This window comes from Pseudomonas sp. NBRC 111133, from assembly GCF_001320605.1.
Classification (GTDB): Bacteria; Pseudomonadota; Gammaproteobacteria; order Pseudomonadales; family Pseudomonadaceae; genus Aquipseudomonas; species Aquipseudomonas monteilii.
The window spans coordinates 124,539-140,990 of the sequence record NZ_BCBJ01000071.1; the positions used below are offsets into that span (position 1 = coordinate 124,539).

Annotated in this window: 31 protein-coding genes; all 31 read right to left on the reverse strand. The window is 56.6% G+C overall.

Features of this window, described 5'->3' with window-relative positions; translation table 11 throughout:
• Window positions 1–3 precede the first annotated feature (3 nt).
• Window positions 4–468, reverse strand: a complete 465-nt coding sequence (gene bfr / locus APH36_RS16985) for a bacterioferritin (protein WP_016715322.1) — start codon at window positions 466–468, stop codon at window positions 4–6.
• A gap of 163 nt (window positions 469–631) precedes the next feature.
• On the reverse strand, window positions 632–2,071 hold the full coding sequence (locus tag APH36_RS16990) for a catalase (RefSeq protein WP_060499571.1): 1,440 nt from the start codon (window positions 2,069–2,071) through the stop codon (window positions 632–634).
• A gap of 172 nt (window positions 2,072–2,243) precedes the next feature.
• Window positions 2,244–2,630 (reverse strand): 50S ribosomal protein L17, encoded by a 387-nt coding sequence (gene rplQ / locus APH36_RS16995; protein ID WP_003255451.1) that lies wholly within the window; start codon window positions 2,628–2,630, stop codon window positions 2,244–2,246.
• Window positions 2,631–2,672: 42 nt separating this feature from the next.
• Window positions 2,673–3,674 (reverse strand): DNA-directed RNA polymerase subunit alpha, encoded by a 1,002-nt coding sequence (locus APH36_RS17000; RefSeq protein WP_060499572.1) that lies wholly within the window; start codon window positions 3,672–3,674, stop codon window positions 2,673–2,675.
• Window positions 3,675–3,696: 22 nt separating this feature from the next.
• Entirely contained in the window at window positions 3,697–4,317 is a 621-nt protein-coding gene (rpsD, locus tag APH36_RS17005) for a 30S ribosomal protein S4 (RefSeq protein ID WP_009681977.1), read from the reverse strand.
• A gap of 15 nt (window positions 4,318–4,332) precedes the next feature.
• Window positions 4,333–4,722: a 30S ribosomal protein S11 gene (gene rpsK / locus APH36_RS17010; RefSeq protein ID WP_003255454.1), complete on the reverse strand. Its 390-nt coding sequence runs from the start codon at window positions 4,720–4,722 to the stop codon at window positions 4,333–4,335.
• An 18-nt stretch (window positions 4,723–4,740) separates the two neighbouring features.
• The gene (gene rpsM, locus APH36_RS17015; protein WP_003255457.1) at window positions 4,741–5,097 is read right to left on the reverse strand and encodes a 30S ribosomal protein S13; all 357 of its coding nucleotides are present in this window, start codon (window positions 5,095–5,097) and stop codon (window positions 4,741–4,743) included.
• Window positions 5,098–5,228: 131 nt separating this feature from the next.
• Window positions 5,229–5,345, reverse strand: coding sequence for a 50S ribosomal protein L36 (rpmJ, locus tag APH36_RS17020; protein ID WP_002555468.1), 117 nt, complete (start codon window positions 5,343–5,345; stop codon window positions 5,229–5,231).
• A 28-nt stretch (window positions 5,346–5,373) separates the two neighbouring features.
• Entirely contained in the window at window positions 5,374–6,705 is a 1,332-nt protein-coding gene (gene secY / locus APH36_RS17025; RefSeq protein WP_003257108.1) for a preprotein translocase subunit SecY, read from the reverse strand.
• Window positions 6,706–7,140: a 50S ribosomal protein L15 gene (gene rplO, locus APH36_RS17030; protein WP_003255461.1), complete on the reverse strand. Its 435-nt coding sequence runs from the start codon at window positions 7,138–7,140 to the stop codon at window positions 6,706–6,708.
• 3 nt (window positions 7,141–7,143) lie between these two features.
• On the reverse strand, window positions 7,144–7,320 hold the full coding sequence (gene rpmD / locus APH36_RS17035; RefSeq protein ID WP_060499573.1) for a 50S ribosomal protein L30: 177 nt from the start codon (window positions 7,318–7,320) through the stop codon (window positions 7,144–7,146).
• Window positions 7,321–7,322: 2 nt separating this feature from the next.
• Window positions 7,323–7,823, reverse strand: coding sequence for a 30S ribosomal protein S5 (rpsE, locus tag APH36_RS17040; protein WP_003255465.1), 501 nt, complete (start codon window positions 7,821–7,823; stop codon window positions 7,323–7,325).
• 3 nt (window positions 7,824–7,826) lie between these two features.
• Window positions 7,827–8,177, reverse strand: coding sequence for a 50S ribosomal protein L18 (gene rplR, locus APH36_RS17045; RefSeq protein ID WP_009681973.1), 351 nt, complete (start codon window positions 8,175–8,177; stop codon window positions 7,827–7,829).
• Window positions 8,178–8,187: 10 nt separating this feature from the next.
• Window positions 8,188–8,721 (reverse strand): 50S ribosomal protein L6, encoded by a 534-nt coding sequence (gene rplF / locus APH36_RS17050; protein ID WP_009681972.1) that lies wholly within the window; start codon window positions 8,719–8,721, stop codon window positions 8,188–8,190.
• A gap of 12 nt (window positions 8,722–8,733) precedes the next feature.
• Window positions 8,734–9,126: a 30S ribosomal protein S8 gene (gene rpsH / locus APH36_RS17055; RefSeq protein ID WP_009681971.1), complete on the reverse strand. Its 393-nt coding sequence runs from the start codon at window positions 9,124–9,126 to the stop codon at window positions 8,734–8,736.
• Window positions 9,127–9,335: 209 nt separating this feature from the next.
• Entirely contained in the window at window positions 9,336–9,641 is a 306-nt protein-coding gene (gene rpsN / locus APH36_RS17060) for a 30S ribosomal protein S14 (protein WP_009681970.1), read from the reverse strand.
• 13 nt (window positions 9,642–9,654) lie between these two features.
• Complete coding sequence (rplE, locus tag APH36_RS17065) at window positions 9,655–10,194, reverse strand: 50S ribosomal protein L5 (RefSeq protein WP_003255474.1); 540 nt, start codon at window positions 10,192–10,194, stop codon at window positions 9,655–9,657.
• Between the two features lie 20 nt (window positions 10,195–10,214).
• Window positions 10,215–10,529 (reverse strand): 50S ribosomal protein L24, encoded by a 315-nt coding sequence (gene rplX, locus APH36_RS17070; RefSeq protein ID WP_016715319.1) that lies wholly within the window; start codon window positions 10,527–10,529, stop codon window positions 10,215–10,217.
• 11 nt (window positions 10,530–10,540) lie between these two features.
• Window positions 10,541–10,909 (reverse strand): 50S ribosomal protein L14, encoded by a 369-nt coding sequence (rplN, locus tag APH36_RS17075; protein WP_002555479.1) that lies wholly within the window; start codon window positions 10,907–10,909, stop codon window positions 10,541–10,543.
• A 23-nt stretch (window positions 10,910–10,932) separates the two neighbouring features.
• Window positions 10,933–11,199 (reverse strand): 30S ribosomal protein S17, encoded by a 267-nt coding sequence (gene rpsQ / locus APH36_RS17080; protein ID WP_003255478.1) that lies wholly within the window; start codon window positions 11,197–11,199, stop codon window positions 10,933–10,935.
• A 2-nt stretch (window positions 11,200–11,201) separates the two neighbouring features.
• On the reverse strand, window positions 11,202–11,393 hold the full coding sequence (gene rpmC, locus APH36_RS17085; protein WP_002555481.1) for a 50S ribosomal protein L29: 192 nt from the start codon (window positions 11,391–11,393) through the stop codon (window positions 11,202–11,204).
• On the reverse strand, window positions 11,393–11,806 hold the full coding sequence (rplP, locus tag APH36_RS17090; RefSeq protein ID WP_003255479.1) for a 50S ribosomal protein L16: 414 nt from the start codon (window positions 11,804–11,806) through the stop codon (window positions 11,393–11,395). Before rplP ends, rpmC begins: the two co-directional genes overlap by 1 nt.
• Window positions 11,807–11,818: 12 nt before the next feature.
• The gene (gene rpsC / locus APH36_RS17095) at window positions 11,819–12,505 is read right to left on the reverse strand and encodes a 30S ribosomal protein S3 (RefSeq protein ID WP_003255481.1); all 687 of its coding nucleotides are present in this window, start codon (window positions 12,503–12,505) and stop codon (window positions 11,819–11,821) included.
• Between the two features lie 13 nt (window positions 12,506–12,518).
• Window positions 12,519–12,851, reverse strand: a complete 333-nt coding sequence (gene rplV / locus APH36_RS17100) for a 50S ribosomal protein L22 (RefSeq protein WP_003103908.1) — start codon at window positions 12,849–12,851, stop codon at window positions 12,519–12,521.
• A gap of 11 nt (window positions 12,852–12,862) precedes the next feature.
• Window positions 12,863–13,138, reverse strand: a complete 276-nt coding sequence (gene rpsS, locus APH36_RS17105) for a 30S ribosomal protein S19 (protein ID WP_003255482.1) — start codon at window positions 13,136–13,138, stop codon at window positions 12,863–12,865.
• Between the two features lie 16 nt (window positions 13,139–13,154).
• Complete coding sequence (rplB, locus tag APH36_RS17110; protein WP_003255483.1) at window positions 13,155–13,979, reverse strand: 50S ribosomal protein L2; 825 nt, start codon at window positions 13,977–13,979, stop codon at window positions 13,155–13,157.
• Window positions 13,980–13,993: 14 nt separating this feature from the next.
• The gene (gene rplW, locus APH36_RS17115) at window positions 13,994–14,293 is read right to left on the reverse strand and encodes a 50S ribosomal protein L23 (RefSeq protein WP_003255484.1); all 300 of its coding nucleotides are present in this window, start codon (window positions 14,291–14,293) and stop codon (window positions 13,994–13,996) included.
• A complete protein-coding gene (gene rplD / locus APH36_RS17120; protein WP_003255485.1) occupies window positions 14,290–14,892 on the reverse strand; it encodes a 50S ribosomal protein L4 in 603 nt (200 codons plus the stop codon). Before rplD ends, rplW begins: the two co-directional genes overlap by 4 nt.
• A gap of 12 nt (window positions 14,893–14,904) precedes the next feature.
• A complete protein-coding gene (gene rplC / locus APH36_RS17125; RefSeq protein ID WP_003257089.1) occupies window positions 14,905–15,540 on the reverse strand; it encodes a 50S ribosomal protein L3 in 636 nt (211 codons plus the stop codon).
• 80 nt (window positions 15,541–15,620) lie between these two features.
• Window positions 15,621–15,932: a 30S ribosomal protein S10 gene (gene rpsJ, locus APH36_RS17130; protein WP_003186070.1), complete on the reverse strand. Its 312-nt coding sequence runs from the start codon at window positions 15,930–15,932 to the stop codon at window positions 15,621–15,623.
• A 141-nt stretch (window positions 15,933–16,073) separates the two neighbouring features.
• On the reverse strand, window positions 16,074–16,452 hold a 379-nt coding region (locus APH36_RS17135), incomplete at its 5' end, for an elongation factor Tu (protein WP_081011215.1).

Below are 16,452 nucleotides of genomic sequence, written 5' to 3' on the forward strand. Positions count from 1 at the left end.
AACTTACATCTGCGACTGCAGGTAGTTCTCCAGGCCAATGGCCTTGATCAGACCCTGCTGCTTCTCCAGCCAGTAGGTGTGATCTTCTTCGGTGTCCGCCAGTTGCGCACGCAGGATGTCACGGCTGATGTAGTCCTTGTGCAGCTCGCACAGCTCGATGCCTTTGCACAGCGCACCGCGCACCTTGTACTCAAGCTTGAGGTCGGCCTCGATCATTTCCGGCACGGTGCTGCCGACTTCCAGGTCGTCTGCACGCATGTCAGGTGTGCCTTCGAGCATCAGGATGCGACGCATCAGGGCATCAGCGTGCTGCGTCTCTTCTTCCATCTCGTGGTTGATACGCTCGTAGAGCTTGGTCAGGCCCCAGTCTTCGTACATGCGCGAATGAATGAAGTACTGGTCGCGTGCTGCCAGTTCGCCCTTCAGCAACGTGACGAGGTAGTTGATTACGTCCGGGTGGCCTTGCATCGCCCTGCTTCTCCATATGAAAACGTCTATGCCACATAGTGTGAACCAGCTTTTGCCTGCGGTCACTGAAAAATGCGCAATTAGAAGCAAAAAATCGGTTAAACAGTAGTGATATTCATTGAAAAACCGCCCGAATGAGGGCGGTTCTTCTTATCACTTCGACTTAGGCGAGATTGATGCCCAGGGCTTTGGCGATCCCTTCTCCATAGGCCGGGTCGGCCTGGAAGAAGTACTGCAACTGGCGTTGGATGACGTCCTCACTGACACCCGCCATGGTTCCAGCGATGTTGCTGATCAGCAGGGCTTTCTGCTCGTCACTCATCAGGCGGAACAGCGCGCCGGCGTGGCTGTAGTAGTCAGTGTCCTCGCGGTGATCGTAACGGTCGGCCGAGCCATTCAGAGCCAATGCGGGCTCGGCGTGACGTGGCGACTGTTTCGGTGCCGCGGCGTAGCTGTTGGGTTCGTAGTTCGGTGCACTGCCATAGCTGCCAGTGGCCATGGAGCCGTCGCGCTGGTAGCTGTTGACCGGGCAGCGTGGTGCGTTCACCGGCAACTGTTGGTGGTTAGTCCCCACACGGTAGCGGTGTGCGTCCGCGTAGGCGAACACGCGGCCCTGCAGCATGCGGTCCGGCGACAGGCCAACCCCTGGCACCATGTTGCTTGGCCCGAAGGCAGCCTGCTCGACCTCGGCGAAGTAGTTGAGCGGGTTGCGGTTAAGCTCAAGCACGCCCACTTCGATCAATGGGTAGTCCTTTTGCGACCAGGTTTTGGTCACGTCGAACGGGTTCTCGTCGCGGCTCGCGGCCTCGGCTTCGCTCATCACCTGGATGCAGACAGTCCAGCGTGGATAATCGCCACGCTCAATGGCTTCGAACAGGTCGCGCTGGGCGTAGTCCGGATCAGTACCTGCCAAGCGTGCGGCCTCTGCCGGGGCGAGGTTCTTGATGCCTTGCTGGGTCTTGAAGTGCCATTTGACCCAAGTGCGCTCACCCTGGGCATTGATCAGGCTGTAGGTGTGGCTGCCAAAGCCGTGCATGTGGCGGTAGCCATCCGGAATGCCCCGGTCGGAGAACAGGATGGTGACCTGGTGCAGCGCCTCGGGCGAGTGCGACCAGAAATCCCACATCATCTGGGCGTTCTTCAGGTTGGACTGCGGGTGACGTTTCTGGGTGTGGATAAAGTCCGGGAACTTGAGCGGATCACGAATGAAGAACACTGGCGTGTTGTTACCCACGATGTCCCAGTTACCTTCCTCGGTGTAGAACTTGACGGCAAATCCGCGCGGATCGCGCTCTGTGTCCGCAGAACCACGTTCGCCACCCACGGTAGAGAAGCGCAGGAATGTCTCCGTCTGCTTGCCAATCTGCTCGAACAGTTTGGCGCTGGTGTAATCGGTGATGTCGCGGGTTACGGTAAAAGTGCCATAGGCGCCCGAACCCTTCGCATGAACCCGGCGCTCTGGAATGTTCTCACGGTTGAAATGGGCGAGCTTCTCAATCAGGTGGAAGTCGTCAAGCAGCAGCGGGCCGCGTGGGCCGGCGGAGCGGGAGTTCTGGTTGTCGGCTACAGGTGCACCGCTGGCGGTGGTGAGAATCTTGCTCATGGGCTCTCCTTATCGGTCTTGAAGCGCCGGCTAATCGGCTATGGAGAGAGTATTGACGAGCAAGGTTACAGGGACAAATTCATTAACTGATTTACATCAATAGAAACTAACAATACCAACAGACACAAAAAACCGGGCACTAGGCCCGGTTCTTTGTAGCAGACAGAACGTCTTACTCAGCAGCTTCTACAGCACCGCCGACCGGACGATCAACCAGCTCGACGTACGCCATAGGCGCGTTGTCGCCAGCGCGGAAACCGCACTTCAGGATGCGCAGGTAGCCGCCCTGACGGGTGGCGTAACGCTTGCCCAGGTCGTTGAACAATTTGCCAACAGCGGACTTCGAACGGGTACGGTCGAAGGCCAGACGACGGTTAGCAACGCTGTCTTCCTTGGCCAGGGTGATCAGCGGCTCGGCAACGCGGCGCAGTTCCTTGGCTTTCGGCAGGGTGGTTTTGATCAGCTCGTGCTCGATCAGCGACACTGCCATGTTCTGGAACATAGCCTTGCGGTGAGAGCTGGTACGGCTCAGGTGACGTCCACTTTTACGATGACGCATGATTCATTCCTTACCAAACACTACGTTCGGTGATTACGACGATCAGGCGGTCGCCTTGTCGTCTTTCTTAAGACTTGCAGGCGGCCAGTTGTCGAGGCGCATGTCGAGAGACAGACCACGAGAGGCCAGGACGTCCTTGATTTCAGTCAGGGACTTCTTGCCGAGGTTAGGAGTCTTCAACAGCTCTACTTCGGTACGCTGAATCAGGTCGCCGATGTAGTAGATGTTCTCCGCCTTGAGGCAGTTGGCCGAACGTACAGTCAGTTCCAGGTCGTCAACCGGACGCAGCAGGATCGGATCGATCTCGTCTTCCTGCTCGACTACGACAGGCTCGCTGTCACCTTTGAGGTCGACGAACGCGGCCAGCTGCTGTTGCAGGATGGTCGCAGCGCGGCGGATTGCCTCTTCAGGGTCCAGGGTGCCGTTGGTTTCCAGATCAATGACCAGTTTGTCCAGGTTGGTACGCTGCTCAACACGGGCGTTCTCGACCACATAGGCGATACGACGCACCGGGCTGAACGAAGCGTCCAACTGCAGACGGCCAATGCTACGGCTTTCGTCTTCGTCGGTTTGACGGGAGTCGGCCGGCTCGTAACCACGACCACGAGCTACAGTGAGCTTCATGTTCAGGGCGCCGTTCGACGCCAGGTTCGCGATTACGTGATCGGGGTTGACGATCTCGACATCGTGATCCAGCTGAATATCGGCAGCGGTAACCACCCCCGAACCCTTTTTCGACAAGGTCAGCGTAACTTCGTCACGACCGTGCAGTTTGATAGCCAGGCCTTTCAGGTTCAACAGGATTTCAATGACGTCTTCCTGAACACCTTCGATCGCGGAGTACTCGTGGAGTACGCCATCGATCTCGGCCTCGACTACTGCACAGCCAGGCATGGAGGACAACAGGATGCGGCGCAGCGCGTTGCCCAGGGTATGGCCGAAACCACGCTCGAGAGGCTCGAGCGTGATCTTGGCGCGGGTCGGACTGACTACCTGCACATCAATGTGGCGGGGAGTCAGGAACTCATTTACCGAAATCTGCATGGATGCACCTATTTTCTAGCCCTTACTTGGAGTAGAGCTCGACAATCAGGTTCTCGTTGATGTCGGCAGACAGGTCGCTGCGAGCAGGAACGTTCTTGAAAACGCCCGACTTTTTAGCAGCATCCACGTCAACCCACTCAACGCGGCCACGCTGGGCGCACAGTTCAAGGGCTTGAACAATGCGCAGCTGGCTCAGCGATTTCTCGCGAACCGCGACCACGTCACCCGGACGAACTTGGTAGGATGGAATGTTTACAGTCTTACCGTTGACGCTGATCGCTTTGTGCGAAACCAGCTGACGCGACTCAGAACGAGTCGAGCCGAAGCCCATACGGTAAACGACGTTATCCAGACGGCACTCGAGCAGTTGCAGCAGGTTCTCACCGGTTGCGCCTTTTTTCGAGGCAGCAGCTTGGTAGTAACCGCGGAACTGACGCTCCAGAACACCGTAGATACGACGGACTTTTTGTTTCTCACGCAGCTGGGTGCCGTAGTCAGACTGACGGCCACGGCGCTGGCCGTGGATACCTGGGGCTGCTTCGATGTTGCACTTCGATTCCAGAGCGCGAACGCCGCTCTTCAGGAACAGGTCAGTGCCTTCACGACGAGACAGTTTGCATTTTGGACCAATGTAACGTGCCATTCTTCTGTCTCCTGATTACACGCGACGCTTCTTCGGCGGACGGCACCCGTTGTGCGGGATTGGCGTCACGTCGGTGATGCTGGCGATCTTGTAGCCGCAGCTGTTCAATGCACGAACGGCGGACTCACGACCTGGACCTGGACCCTTGACGTTAACGTCGAGGTTCTTCAGACCGTATTCCAGCGCAGCTTGACCAGCACGCTCAGCAGCGATCTGAGCTGCGAACGGGGTGGATTTGCGCGAACCACGGAAACCCGAACCACCGGAGGTCGCCCAGGACAAAGCATTGCCCTGACGGTCGGTGATGGTCACGATGGTGTTGTTGAAAGAGGCATGGATGTGGGCGATGCCATCAACCACTGTCTTTTTGACTTTCTTACGAGGACGAGCAGCAGGTTTTGCCATGTCTATATTCCTGGGCGATTACTTGCGGATCGGCTTACGCGGGCCCTTACGGGTGCGTGCGTTGGTCTTGGTGCGCTGACCGCGAACCGGCAGACCTTTACGATGACGCAGGCCGCGGTAGCAACCCAGGTCCATCAAGCGTTTGATCTTCATGTTGATGTCACGACGCAGGTCACCTTCGGTGGTGAACTTCGCGACTTCGCCACGCAGGGTTTCGATTTGCTCGTCGCTCAGATCCTTGATCTTAGCGGCTGGGTTTACACCAGCGTCTGCACAGATCTTCTGTGCAGTTGTGCGACCGACACCATAGATGTAGGTCAGCGAGATAACAGTATGCTTGTTATCTGGAATGTTGACGCCTGCAATACGGGCCATTCAGTGGGACTCCAATTGACAGCTACCTACGCCCCGGAAGCCAAGAAATAGGGCGCGAGATAATATCGCTGTAGAAACGAATAATCAACCCAGCAGCACACTAGCTGCTGGGTTTGAAGCGCAGATCACACTCAGCCTTGGCGCTGTTTGTGACGCGGTTCCGCGCTGCAGATCACTCGTACGACGCCTTCGCGACGGATGATCTTGCAGTTACGGCACAGCTTTTTCACCGATGCACGAACTTTCATTACCGACTCCTCGAACCTTAGGGGCGTATCAGCGCAGCAGACCGCTGCCGCCGTAGCCTTTCAGGTTGGCTTTCTTCATCAGGGATTCGTACTGGTGCGAAACGAGGTGCGATTGTACTTGGGACATGAAGTCCATCACAACCACTACCACAATCAGCAACGAGGTCCCGCCAAGGTAGAACGGCACATTTGCTGCCACCACCAGGAACTGGGGCAGAAGGCAGACGGCCATCATGTAAAGAGCACCGAACATGGTCAGACGAGTCAGAACGCCATCAATGTAGCGTGCCGACTGCTCACCAGGACGGATACCCGGAATAAAGGCACCGGACTTCTTCAGGTTTTCCGCTACGTCTTTCGGGTTGAACATCAACGCTGTGTAGAAGAAGCAGAAGAAAATGATCCCTGCACTAAACAGCAGAATGTTCAACGGCTGACCAGGAGCGATCGACTGCGAGATGTCCTGCAGCCAGCCCATACCTTCGGACTGACCGAACCAGGCACCCAGCGAAGCCGGGAACAGCAAAATGCTGCTCGCGAAAATGGCCGGGATAACCCCCGCCATGTTCACTTTCAACGGCAAGTGGCTGGTCTGCGCAGCGAAGACCTTGCGGCCCTGCTGACGCTTGGCATAGTGAACGGCGATACGACGCTGACCACGCTCAATGAACACCACGAAACCGATAATCGCTACTGCCAGCAAACCGATAGCGACCAGGGCGAAAATGTTGATATCGCCTGTGCGTGCAGACTCGAAAGACTGCCCGATTGCTCTCGGAAGACCGGCAACGATACCTGCGAAGATCAACATCGAGATACCGTTGCCCACACCGCGCTCGGTGATCTGCTCGCCCAGCCACATCATGAACATCGCGCCCGCCACGAAGGTGGAGACGGCAACGACATGGAAGCCCAGGCCTACAGAAAACGCCACGCCCTGGTTGGCCAGGCCAATGGACATGCCAATGGCTTGAACCAGTGCCAGGATAACGGTGCCGTAGCGGGTGTACTGGCTGATCTTGCGACGGCCAGCTTCACCTTCCTTCTTCAACTGCTCCAGTTGCGGGCTGACCGCCGTCATCAGCTGCATGATGATCGATGCCGAGATGTACGGCATGATCCCCAGTGCAAAGATGCTCATGCGCTCAAGCGCGCCACCGGAAAACATGTTGAACAAGCTAAGAATGGTCCCCTCATTCTGCCGAAACAGATCCGCCAGACGGTCCGGATTGATGCCGGGAACCGGGATATGCGCACCTATCCGATAGACGATGATCGCCATGAACAGAAAGCGCAGACGAGCCCAGAGTTCCGACATCCCGCCCTTACCGAGCGAAGAGAGAGCACCTTGCTTAGCCATTTATTCCTCGAATTTGCCGCCAGCTGCTTCGATAGCCGCACGCGCACCCTTGGTGGCTGCGATGCCCTTGATGGTGACTGCGCGAGTAACTTCGCCAGACAGCATGATTTTCACACGCTGAATGTGCTGGTTGATCACGTTGGCATCCTTCAGGGATTGCACGGAGATCACGTCGCCTTCCACTTTGGCCAGCTCGGACAGACGCACTTCGGCGCGGTCCATGGCTTTCAGGGAAACGAAGCCGAACTTCGGCAGACGACGGTGCAGCGGCTGTTGACCGCCTTCGAAGCCAGGAGCGATCGAACCACCCGAACGGGAAGTCTGACCTTTGTGGCCACGGCCGCCGGTCTTACCCAGACCGCTACCGATACCACGACCTGGACGATGCTTCTCGCGACGGGAACCCGGCGCTGGACTCAGATCATTGAGTTTCATCGATTAACCCTCGACCTTCAGCATGTAGTAAGCCTTGTTGATCATCCCGCGGTTCTCGGGAGTATCCTCGACTTCTACAGTGTGACCGATGCGACGCAGACCCAGGCCTTTAACGCACAGTTTGTGGTTAGGCAGACGGCCCGAGACGCTCTTGATCAGCGTTACTTTTACGGTTGCCATGATCAGAAGATCTCCTCGACGCTCTTGCCGCGCTTGGCAGCAATGGATTCAGGAGATTGCATGGCTTTCAGACCCTTGAAGGTGGCGTAAACCACGTTCACTGGGTTGGTCGAACCGTAGCACTTGGCCAGAACGTTCTGAACACCAGCAACTTCCAGGACAGCACGCATTGCGCCACCGGCGATGATACCGGTACCTTCCGAGGCAGGCTGCATGTAAACCTTCGAGGCGCCGTGGGCAGCCTTGGTGGCGTACTGCAGGGTGGTGCCCTTCAGGTCAACCTGGATCATGTTGCGGCGAGCAGCTTCCATGGCTTTCTGGATCGCGGCTGGTACTTCGCGCGATTTGCCACGGCCGAAGCCAACACGACCTTTACCATCACCTACCACGGTCAGCGCGGTGAAGGTGAAGATACGGCCGCCTTTTACGGTTTTGGCAACGCGGTTAACTTGAACCAGCTTCTCGATGTAGCCTTCGTCGCGCTTTTGATCGTTATTTGCCATAACTTAGAACTCCAGCCCGCCTTCACGAGCAGCATCAGCCAGCGCTTTGACGCGGCCATGGTACTTGAAGCCGGAACGGTCAAAGGCAACTTGAGATACACCGGCGGCTTTCGCACGCTCAGCTACCAGCTTGCCAACCTTAGTGGCCGCGTCGATGTTGCCAGTGGCGCCATCACGCAGTTCTTTGTCCAAGGTCGAGGCGCTTGCCAGAACCTTGCTGCCGTCGGCCGAAATGACCTGGGCGTAGATGTGCTGCGAGGAGCGGAACACGCACAGGCGCACGACTTCGAGTTCGTGCATCTTGAGACGTGCTTTGCGAGCGCGACGCAGTCGGATAACTTTTTTGTCGGTCATTTGCTAGGCCCTACTTCTTCTTGGCTTCTTTACGACGGACTACTTCGTCCGCGTAACGCACACCCTTGCCTTTGTAAGGCTCTGGCGGACGGAAGTCGCGGATTTCAGCGGCCACCTGACCCACCAGCTGCTTGTCGATACCCTTGATCAGGATGTCGGTCTGGCTTGGGGTTTCAGCGGTGATACCGGCTGGCAGTTCGTAGTCCACTGGGTGCGAGAAGCCCAGAGCCAGGTTCAGGACGGTGCCTTTAGCCTGTGCCTTGTAACCAACACCGACCAGCTGGAGCTTACGCTCGAAGCCTTGGCTTACGCCTTGGACCATGTTGTTCACCAGAGCGCGGGTGGTACCGGCCATGGCGCGAGCTTGCTGGTCACCGTTGCGAGCGACGAAACGCAGCTCGCCAGACTCTTCGGTAACTTCAACAGACGAGTGAACGTTCAGTTCGAGAGTGCCTTTGGCACCCTTCACCGAAAGCTGCTGGCCGGCGAATTTGACTTCGACGCCTGCTGGCAGCTTAACGGGGTTCTTAGCGACGCGAGACATGCCTATCTCCCCTTAGAACACTGTGCACAGAACTTCGCCGCCGACACCGGCAGCGCGCGCAGCGCGATCAGTCATCACACCTTTGTTGGTGGAGACGATAGACACGCCCAGGCCGCCACGTACTTTCGGCAGTTCTGCGACGGACTTGTACTGGCGCAGGCCAGGACGGCTGGAACGCTTCAGTTCCTCGATGACCGGACGGCCTTCGAAGTACTTCAGCTCGATCGACAGGGAAGGCTTGGCCTCACCAGTAACCTGGTAGCCAGCGATGTAACCTTCGTCTTTCAGAACTTTGGCAACCGCGACCTTCAGGGTGGAGGAAGGCATGCTTACGACGGACTTTTCAGCCATCTGGGCATTACGGATGCGAGTTAGCATGTCCGCTAACGGGTCCTGCATACTCATGGGCTAGATGCTCCTGATACAAGAATTATTAGCCTTGCGGCTATCACAACCACCCAAGCAGGCAGGGTAAAAAACCCAGGCTCAGGTGAGCCGGTCATTCTAGACACAAGGCAGAAACGAAACAAGCCCCATATAGGGGCTTGTTTGTTGGCAAGGTCACCGGCGGTCGGAAGATTGCTCCCCTTGCGCCGGGATCCAGCCTGCAGCGATTACCAGGAGGCCTTGACCAGACCTGGTACGTCACCGCGCATTGCAGCTTGACGCAGCATGTTACGGCCCAGGCCGAACTTACGGTATACACCGTGAGGACGACCGGTCAGGCGGCAACGGTTGCGCAGGCGCGAGGCGCTAGCATCACGTGGCTGCTTCTGCAGAGCGACAACGGCAGCGAAACGCTCTTCTGGAGAGGCGTTAACGTTGACGATGGTCGCTTTCAGCTCAGCACGCTTCTTAGCGAACTTGGCTACCGTGAGCTGACGCTTCAGCTCGCGGTTTTTCATGCTCTTCTTGGCCATTTTCCTACTCCAATCAGTTGCGGAACGGGAACTTGAAAGCACGCAGCAGAGCGCGGCCTTCGTCGTCCGAACGAGCAGTGGTGGTCAGGGTGATGTCCAAACCGCGCAGAGCATCGATCTTGTCGTAGTCGATTTCCGGGAAGATGATCTGCTCTTTCACGCCCATGCTGTAGTTGCCACGGCCATCGAAGGACTTGGCATTCAGGCCGCGGAAGTCGCGAACCCGAGGCAGGGAGATCGCCAGCAGGCGGTCCAGGAATTCGTACATCTTGTCGCTACGCAGGGTCACCTTGACGCCGATCGGCCAGCCTTCGCGGACTTTGAAGCCAGCGATGGATTTGCGAGCGAAAGTCACAACCGGCTTTTGACCGGTGATCTTTTCCAGGTCGGCAACAGCGTGCTCGATGACTTTCTTGTCACCGATCGCTTCGCCCAGACCCATGTTCAGGGTGATTTTGGTAACGCGCGGAACTTCCATCACGTTCGACAGCTTAAGTTCTTCCTTAAGCTTAGGAGCGATTTCGTTCCGGTAAATCTCTTTCAGTCGTGCCATGGTCTTCTACCTAGCAGTGTTCAAGCATCAACCGCTTTTTGGGTCGACTTGAAGACACGAATTTTTTTACCGTCTTCTACTTTGAAACCAACGCGGTCAGCCTTGTTGGTTTCGCCGTTGAAGATGGCAACGTTGGAAGCGTGCAGAGGCGCTTCTTTCTCGACGATACCGCCCTGTACGCCCGCCATCGGGTTAGGCTTGGTATGACGCTTGACCAGGTTCACACCACCAACGACCAGACGGTCGTCAGCCAGAACCTTCAGCACCTTACCGCGCTTACCTTTGTCTTTGCCGGCGATCACGATGATCTCGTCGTCACGACGAATCTTTTGCATGTCGGATCTCCTTACAGCACTTCAGGGGCGAGCGAGACGATCTTCATGAACTTCTCAGTACGAAGTTCACGGGTCACTGGCCCGAAGATGCGAGTGCCGATCGGCTCTTGCTTGTTGTTCAGCAGAACAGCAGCGTTGCCGTCGAAACGAATGATGGAACCGTCAGCGCGACGAACACCGTGACGGGTGCGCACGACAACAGCAGTCATCACTTGGCCTTTTTTGACCTTACCGCGCGGAATTGCTTCCTTGACGGTAACCTTGATGATGTCACCGATGCCGGCGTAACGGCGGTGCGAACCACCGAGCACCTTGATGCACATGACGCGACGAGCGCCGCTGTTATCGGCCACATCGAGCATGGATTGAGTCTGAATCATAAAATTTCTCCGACCCCTAGCCCTTAGACTTCAACAGCGCGTTCGAGGACTTCAACCAGTGCCCAGGACTTGGTCTTGGCCAGCGGACGGGTTTCACGGATGGAAACCTTGTCGCCGATCTTGCACTGGTTGGCTTCGTCGTGCGCGTGCAGCTTAGTCGAACGCTTAACGTATTTACCGTAGATCGGGTGCTTTACGCGACGCTCGATCAGAACGGTGATGGTCTTGTCCATTTTGTCGCTGACGACACGGCCAGTCAGCGTACGGACGGTTTTTTCAGCTTCAGCCATGATCACTTACCTGCCTGCTGGTTGAGCACAGTTTTCACGCGAGCGATGTCACGCTTAACTTGCGAGAGCAGGTGCGACTGCCCCAACTGGCCAGTTGCTTTCTGCATACGCAGATTGAACTGGTCGCGCAGCAAGCCGAGCAGTTGCTCGTTCAGTTGCTGTGCCGATTTTTCACGAAGTTCATTCGCTTTCATCACATCACCGTCCGCTTAACAAAGGAGGTGGCGAGAGGCAGCTTTGCAGCAGCCAGGGCGAATGCTTCGCGCGCCAGCTCTTCAGAAACACCCTCGATCTCGTACAGGACTTTACCTGGCTGGATCTGGGCAACCCAGTACTCCACGGAACCCTTACCTTTACCCATACGAACCTCGAGAGGTTTCTTGGAGATCGGCTTGTCCGGGAACACACGGATCCAGATCTTGCCGCCACGTTTAACGTGACGGGTCAGCGCACGACGTGCGGACTCGATCTGGCGAGCGGTGAGGCGACCGCGAGCAACAGCTTTCAGGGCGAACTCGCCGAAGCTGACTTTGCTACCGCGCAGTGCCAGACCACGGTTGTGGCCAGTCATCTGCTTGCGGAATTTTGTACGCTTTGGTTGCAACATTTGGCGTACCCCTTACTTAGCAGCTTTTTTACGAGGCGCTGGTGCTTGTGGTTTCAGTTCTTCTTGGCGACCACCAATAACTTCGCCTTTGAAGATCCAAACCTTCACACCGATCACACCGTAAGTGGTGTGAGCTTCGTAGGTGTTGTAGTCGATATCGGCACGCAGGGTGTGCAGCGGCACACGACCTTCGCGATACCACTCGGTACGAGCAATCTCAGCACCGCCGAGACGACCGCTCACCTGGATCTTGATGCCCTTGGCACCAATACGCATGGCGTTCTGTACGGCGCGCTTCATGGCGCGACGGAACATTACGCGGCGTTCCAGCTGCTGAGCTACGCTCTGCGCAACCAGCATAGCGTCGAGTTCCGGCTTGCGGATCTCTTCGATGTTGATGTGCACAGGCACACCCATCTGCTTGGTCAGGTCCTGACGCAGCTTCTCGACATCTTCACCTTTCTTCCCGATAACGATACCTGGACGAGCGGTGTGGATGGTGATGCGTGCAGTTTGAGCCGGACGATGAATATCGATACGGCTTACGGACGCGCTTTTTAGTTTGTCTTGGAGGTACTCACGCGTTTTCAGATCCTTCAACAGGTAATCTGCGTAAGTAGCACCGTCTGCGTACCAGACGGAGGTGTGCTCCTTGACGATTCCCAGGCGAATGCCAGTGGGATGTACTTTCTGACCCATCTGATCGACTCCGTTACTTGTCCGCAACCTTGACAGTGATATGGCAAGACCGCTTGACGATGCGATCAGCACGGCCTTTGGCACGTGGCATGATGCGCTTCAGCGAACGCCCTTCGTTGACGAAGACGGTGGAGACCTTCAGGTCATCAACGTCTGCGCCTTCGTTGTGTTCGGCGTTGGCTACGGCCGACTCGAGGACTTTCTTCATGATTTCAGCGGCTTTTTTGCTGCTGAAGGCCAACAGGTTGAGCGCTTCGCCCACCTTCTTCCCGCGGATCTGGTCGGCGACCAAGCGGGCTTTCTGGGCGGAGATGCGAGCGCCCGACAACTTAGCGGCTACTTCCATTTCCTTACCCCTTAACGCTTGGCTTTCTTGTCAGCCACGTGCCCGCGGTAGGTGCGGGTACCGGCGAACTCGCCCAGTTTGTGGCCGACCATGTCTTCGTTCACGAGAACTGGGACATGTTGACGACCGTTGTGTACCGCGATGGTCAGACCGACCATTTGTGGCAGGATCATCGAACGGCGCGACCAGGTTTTAACTGGCTTGCGATCGTTCTTCTCCACCGCCACTTCGACCTTCTTCAGCAGGTGAAGATCGATAAAAGGACCTTTTTTCAGAGAACGTGGCACTGTCGTATCCCTCTAGTTACTTGCGACGACGGACGATCATGTTGTCGGTACGCTTATTACCACGGGTTTTAGCACCCTTGGTTGGGAAGCCCCATGGCGATACCGGATGACGACCACCGGAGGTACGACCTTCACCACCACCGTGTGGGTGGTCAACCGGGTTCATGGCAACACCACGAACGGTTGGGCGAACGCCGCGCCAGCGTTTGGCACCAGCTTTACCCAGCGAACGCAGGCTGTGCTCGGAGTTCGAGACTTCGCCCAGGGTCGCACGGCACTCAGCCAGGACTTTACGCATTTCACCAGAGCGCAGACGCAGGGTCACGTAGACACCTTCGCGAGCGATCAGCTGAGCCGAAGCACCAGCGGAACGAGCGATCTGAGCACCTTTACCCGGCTTCAGTTCGATGCCGTGAATGGTGGAACCCACTGGAATGTTGCGCAGCTGCAGGGAGTTACCGGCCTTGATTGGGGCCAGGGCACCTGCGATCAGCTGGTCGCCAGCGCTCACGCCTTTAGGGGCGATGATGTAGCGACGCTCACCGTCTGCGTAGCACAGCAGGGCGATGTGAGCAGTACGGTTTGGATCGTATTCGATACGCTCGACAGTGGCTGGGATGCCATCTTTGTCGTTGCGACGGAAGTCGACCAGACGGTAATGCTGCTTATGACCACCACCAACGTGACGAGTGGTAATGCGGCCATTGTTGTTACGACCACCAGACTTCGATTTCTTCTCGATCAGCGGTGCGTGAGGAGCGCCTTTGTGCAGCTCCTTGTTGACCACCTTGACCACGAAACGGCGGCCAGGGGAAGTCGGTTTGCATTTAACGATTGCCATGATGCACCCCTTCCTTACTCAGCACTGCTGCTGAAATCGAGATCTTGGCCTGGCTGAAGGGAGACGATCGCCTTCTTCCAGTCATTACGCTTGCCCAGACCACGTGCGGTACGCTTGGTTTTACCCAGAACGTTAACAGTCGACACGTTTTCAACTTTTACGTTGAACAGGCCTTCGACAGCTTTCTTGATTTCCAGCTTGGTTGCATCAGTAGCAACCTTGAATACGAACTGGCCTTTTTTCTCAGCCAGAACGGTAGCCTTCTCGGAAACGTGCGGGCCAAGGAGGACTTTGAATACGCGTTCCTGGTTCATCCCAGCAGCTCCTCGAATTTCTTCACGGCCGAGACAGTGATCAACACTTTCTCGTATGCGATCAGACTGACCGGGTCGGAACCTTGTACGTCACGTACGTCGACGTGCGGCAGGTTGCGAGCAGCCAGGTACAGGTTCTGATCAACAGCGTCGGAAACGATCAATACGTCGCTCAGACCCATGCCGTTCAGCTTGTTCAGCAGATCTTTGGTTTTCGGTGCTTCGACAGCGAAGTCCTGAACCACGACCAGACGGTCGCTACGCACCAGCTCAGCGAGGATGGAGCGCAGGGCTGCGCGGTACATCTTCTTGTTGAGCTTCTGCGAGTGATCTTGAGGGCGAGCTGCGAAGGTTACACCACCGCCACGCCAGATCGGACCACGAGTGGTACCAGCACGAGCACGGCCAGTACCCTTCTGACGCCATGGGCGCTTACCGCCACCAGCCACGTCGGAACGGGTCTTTTGCTGCTTGGTGCCCTGACGGCCGCCAGCCATGTAGGCCACGACTGCTTGGTGAACCAGCGTCTCGTTGAATTCGCCACCGAAAGTCAGTTCGGAAACTTCGATCGCCTGAGCGTCATTTACATTGAGTTGCATGTCAGTTTCCCCTTAACCGCGAGCCTTGACAGCTGGACGTACAACCACGTCGCCGCCAGTAGCGCCAGGAACGGCACCCTTAACCAGCAGCAGGTTGCGTTCAGCGTCTACGCGAACTACTTCCAGGGACTGAACAGTCACGCGCTCGGCGCCCATGTGACCGGACATTTTCTTGCCCTTGAACACACGACCAGGAGTCTGGCACTGGCCGATGGAACCAGGAACACGGTGCGACACGGAGTTACCGTGGGTGTTGTCCTGACCACGGAAGTTCCAGCGCTTGATGGTACCGGCGAAGCCTTTACCTTTGGACTGACCAGTAACGTCTACCAGCTGGCCTGCAGTGAAGAGTTCAGCTTTGATCAGATCGCCAGCCTGGAAATCGCCTTCTTCAAGACGGAACTCCCAGACACCGCGACCAGCGGCAACGTTAGCCTTGGCGAAGTGACCTGCCTGAGCGGCAGTCACACGCGAAGCACGACGCTCGCCGACAGTGACTTGCACTGCACGGTAGCCATCGGTTTCTTCAGTTTTGAACTGGGTGACACGATTCGGCTCGATCTCAATGACCGTGACCGGAATGGAGACACCTTCTTCGGTGAAAATGCGGGTCATACCGCACTTGCGACCGATTACACCAATAGTCATGTTGTAAACCTCATGAGTGTACGGGGCTTTCACCCGCTATGGCCGCCCATTTCAGAGCGTTACACGACTAGACCGAAGTCTTAGCCGAGGCTGATCTGTACTTCCACACCTGCCGCCAGATCAAGCTTCATCAGCGCGTCAACGGTTTTATCCGTTGGCTGGACGATGTCCAGAACACGCTTATGAGTGCGAATCTCGTACTGGTCACGCGCGTCTTTGTTGACGTGCGGGGAGACCAGAACGGTGAAACGCTCTTTGCGGGTAGGCAGTGGAATTGGACCACGCACTTGTGCACCAGTACGTTTCGCGGTTTCCACGATTTCCTGGGTGGATTGGTCGATCAGGCGATGGTCGAAAGCCTTCAACCTGATACGGATTTGCTGATTTTGCATTGGATTTCAGACTCCAGGCTGTTCCCAACGGACGCACTACGCCCGCTAAAAGGAGGCGTGATTCTATAGACGCCCCCATTTAGTGTCAACCCAATAAAAAAAACCCCCGCTGAGCGGGGGTTTTTTCAATCGGTCGAGTGATTACTCGATGATTTTGGCTACGACGCCGGCGCCGACGGTACGACCGCCTTCACGGATAGCGAAGCGCAGACCGTCTTCCATTGCGATGGTCTTGATCAGGGTAACAGTCATCTGAATGTTGTCACCTGGCATTACCATTTCAACGCCTTCCGGCAGCTCGCAGTTACCGGTCACGTCAGTGGTACGGAAGTAGAACTGAGGACGGTAGCCTTTGAAGAACGGAGTGTGACGACCGCCTTCTTCCTTCGACAGAACGTAAACTTCTGCGGTGAACTTGGTGTGCGGCTTGACCGAACCTGGCTTGACCAGAACCTGACCACGCTCAACGTCGTCACGCTTGGTGCCACGCAGCAGAACGCCGCAGTTCTCGCCAGCACGA

Coding starts and splice junctions, on each gene's coding strand:
- rplN (WP_002555479.1), bottom strand. CDS start 10,909: ATGATTCAGACTCAATCCATGCTCGATGTGGCCGATAACAGCGGCGCT.
- rpmJ (WP_002555468.1), bottom strand. CDS start 5,345: ATGAAAGTTCGTGCATCGGTGAAAAAGCTGTGCCGTAACTGCAAGATC.
- APH36_RS16990 (WP_060499571.1), bottom strand. CDS start 2,071: ATGAGCAAGATTCTCACCACCGCCAGCGGTGCACCTGTAGCCGACAAC.
- rplE (WP_003255474.1), bottom strand. CDS start 10,194: ATGGCACGACTGAAAGAGATTTACCGGAACGAAATCGCTCCTAAGCTT.
- rpsK (WP_003255454.1), bottom strand. CDS start 4,722: ATGGCAAAACCTGCTGCTCGTCCTCGTAAGAAAGTCAAAAAGACAGTG.
- rpsD (WP_009681977.1), bottom strand. CDS start 4,317: ATGGCACGTTACATTGGTCCAAAATGCAAACTGTCTCGTCGTGAAGGC.
- rpsE (WP_003255465.1), bottom strand. CDS start 7,823: ATGGCAAATAACGATCAAAAGCGCGACGAAGGCTACATCGAGAAGCTG.
- rplQ (WP_003255451.1), bottom strand. CDS start 2,630: ATGCGTCATCGTAAAAGTGGACGTCACCTGAGCCGTACCAGCTCTCAC.
- rplX (WP_016715319.1), bottom strand. CDS start 10,529: ATGCAAAAGATTCGTCGTGACGACGAGATCATCGTGATCGCCGGCAAA.
- rpsH (WP_009681971.1), bottom strand. CDS start 9,126: ATGAGTATGCAGGACCCGTTAGCGGACATGCTAACTCGCATCCGTAAT.
- rpsC (WP_003255481.1), bottom strand. CDS start 12,505: ATGGGTCAGAAAGTACATCCCACTGGCATTCGCCTGGGAATCGTCAAG.
- rpsQ (WP_003255478.1), bottom strand. CDS start 11,199: ATGGCTGAAGCTGAAAAAACCGTCCGTACGCTGACTGGCCGTGTCGTC.
- rplO (WP_003255461.1), bottom strand. CDS start 7,140: ATGAAACTCAATGATCTGAGTCCAGCGCCGGGTTCCCGTCGCGAGAAG.
- rplF (WP_009681972.1), bottom strand. CDS start 8,721: ATGTCTCGCGTCGCTAAGAACCCCGTTAAGCTGCCAGCAGGCGTCGAA.
- rplC (WP_003257089.1), bottom strand. CDS start 15,540: ATGACTATTGGTGTAATCGGTCGCAAGTGCGGTATGACCCGCATTTTC.
- secY (WP_003257108.1), bottom strand. CDS start 6,705: ATGGCTAAGCAAGGTGCTCTCTCTTCGCTCGGTAAGGGCGGGATGTCG.
- rplB (WP_003255483.1), bottom strand. CDS start 13,979: ATGGCAATCGTTAAATGCAAACCGACTTCCCCTGGCCGCCGTTTCGTG.
- rplD (WP_003255485.1), bottom strand. CDS start 14,892: ATGCAACTCAATGTAAATGACGCTCAGGCGATCGAAGTTTCCGAACTG.
- rpsM (WP_003255457.1), bottom strand. CDS start 5,097: ATGGCCCGTATTGCAGGCGTCAACATTCCAGATAACAAGCATACTGTT.
- rpsN (WP_009681970.1), bottom strand. CDS start 9,641: ATGGCCAAGAAGAGCATGAAAAACCGCGAGCTGAAGCGTCAGCTCACG.
- rpmC (WP_002555481.1), bottom strand. CDS start 11,393: ATGAAAGCGAATGAACTTCGTGAAAAATCGGCACAGCAACTGAACGAG.
- APH36_RS17000 (WP_060499572.1), bottom strand. CDS start 3,674: ATGCAGATTTCGGTAAATGAGTTCCTGACTCCCCGCCACATTGATGTG.
- rplV (WP_003103908.1), bottom strand. CDS start 12,851: ATGGAAGTAGCCGCTAAGTTGTCGGGCGCTCGCATCTCCGCCCAGAAA.
- rplW (WP_003255484.1), bottom strand. CDS start 14,293: ATGAACCAGGAACGCGTATTCAAAGTCCTCCTTGGCCCGCACGTTTCC.
- rpmD (WP_060499573.1), bottom strand. CDS start 7,320: ATGGCAACCGTAAAAGTAACGCTGATCAAGAGCGTCTCGGGCCGTCTG.
- rplP (WP_003255479.1), bottom strand. CDS start 11,806: ATGTTGCAACCAAAGCGTACAAAATTCCGCAAGCAGATGACTGGCCAC.
- rpsJ (WP_003186070.1), bottom strand. CDS start 15,932: ATGCAAAATCAGCAAATCCGTATCAGGTTGAAGGCTTTCGACCATCGC.
- rplR (WP_009681973.1), bottom strand. CDS start 8,177: ATGACCGACAAAAAAGTTATCCGACTGCGTCGCGCTCGCAAAGCACGT.
- bfr (WP_016715322.1), bottom strand. CDS start 468: ATGCAAGGCCACCCGGACGTAATCAACTACCTCGTCACGTTGCTGAAG.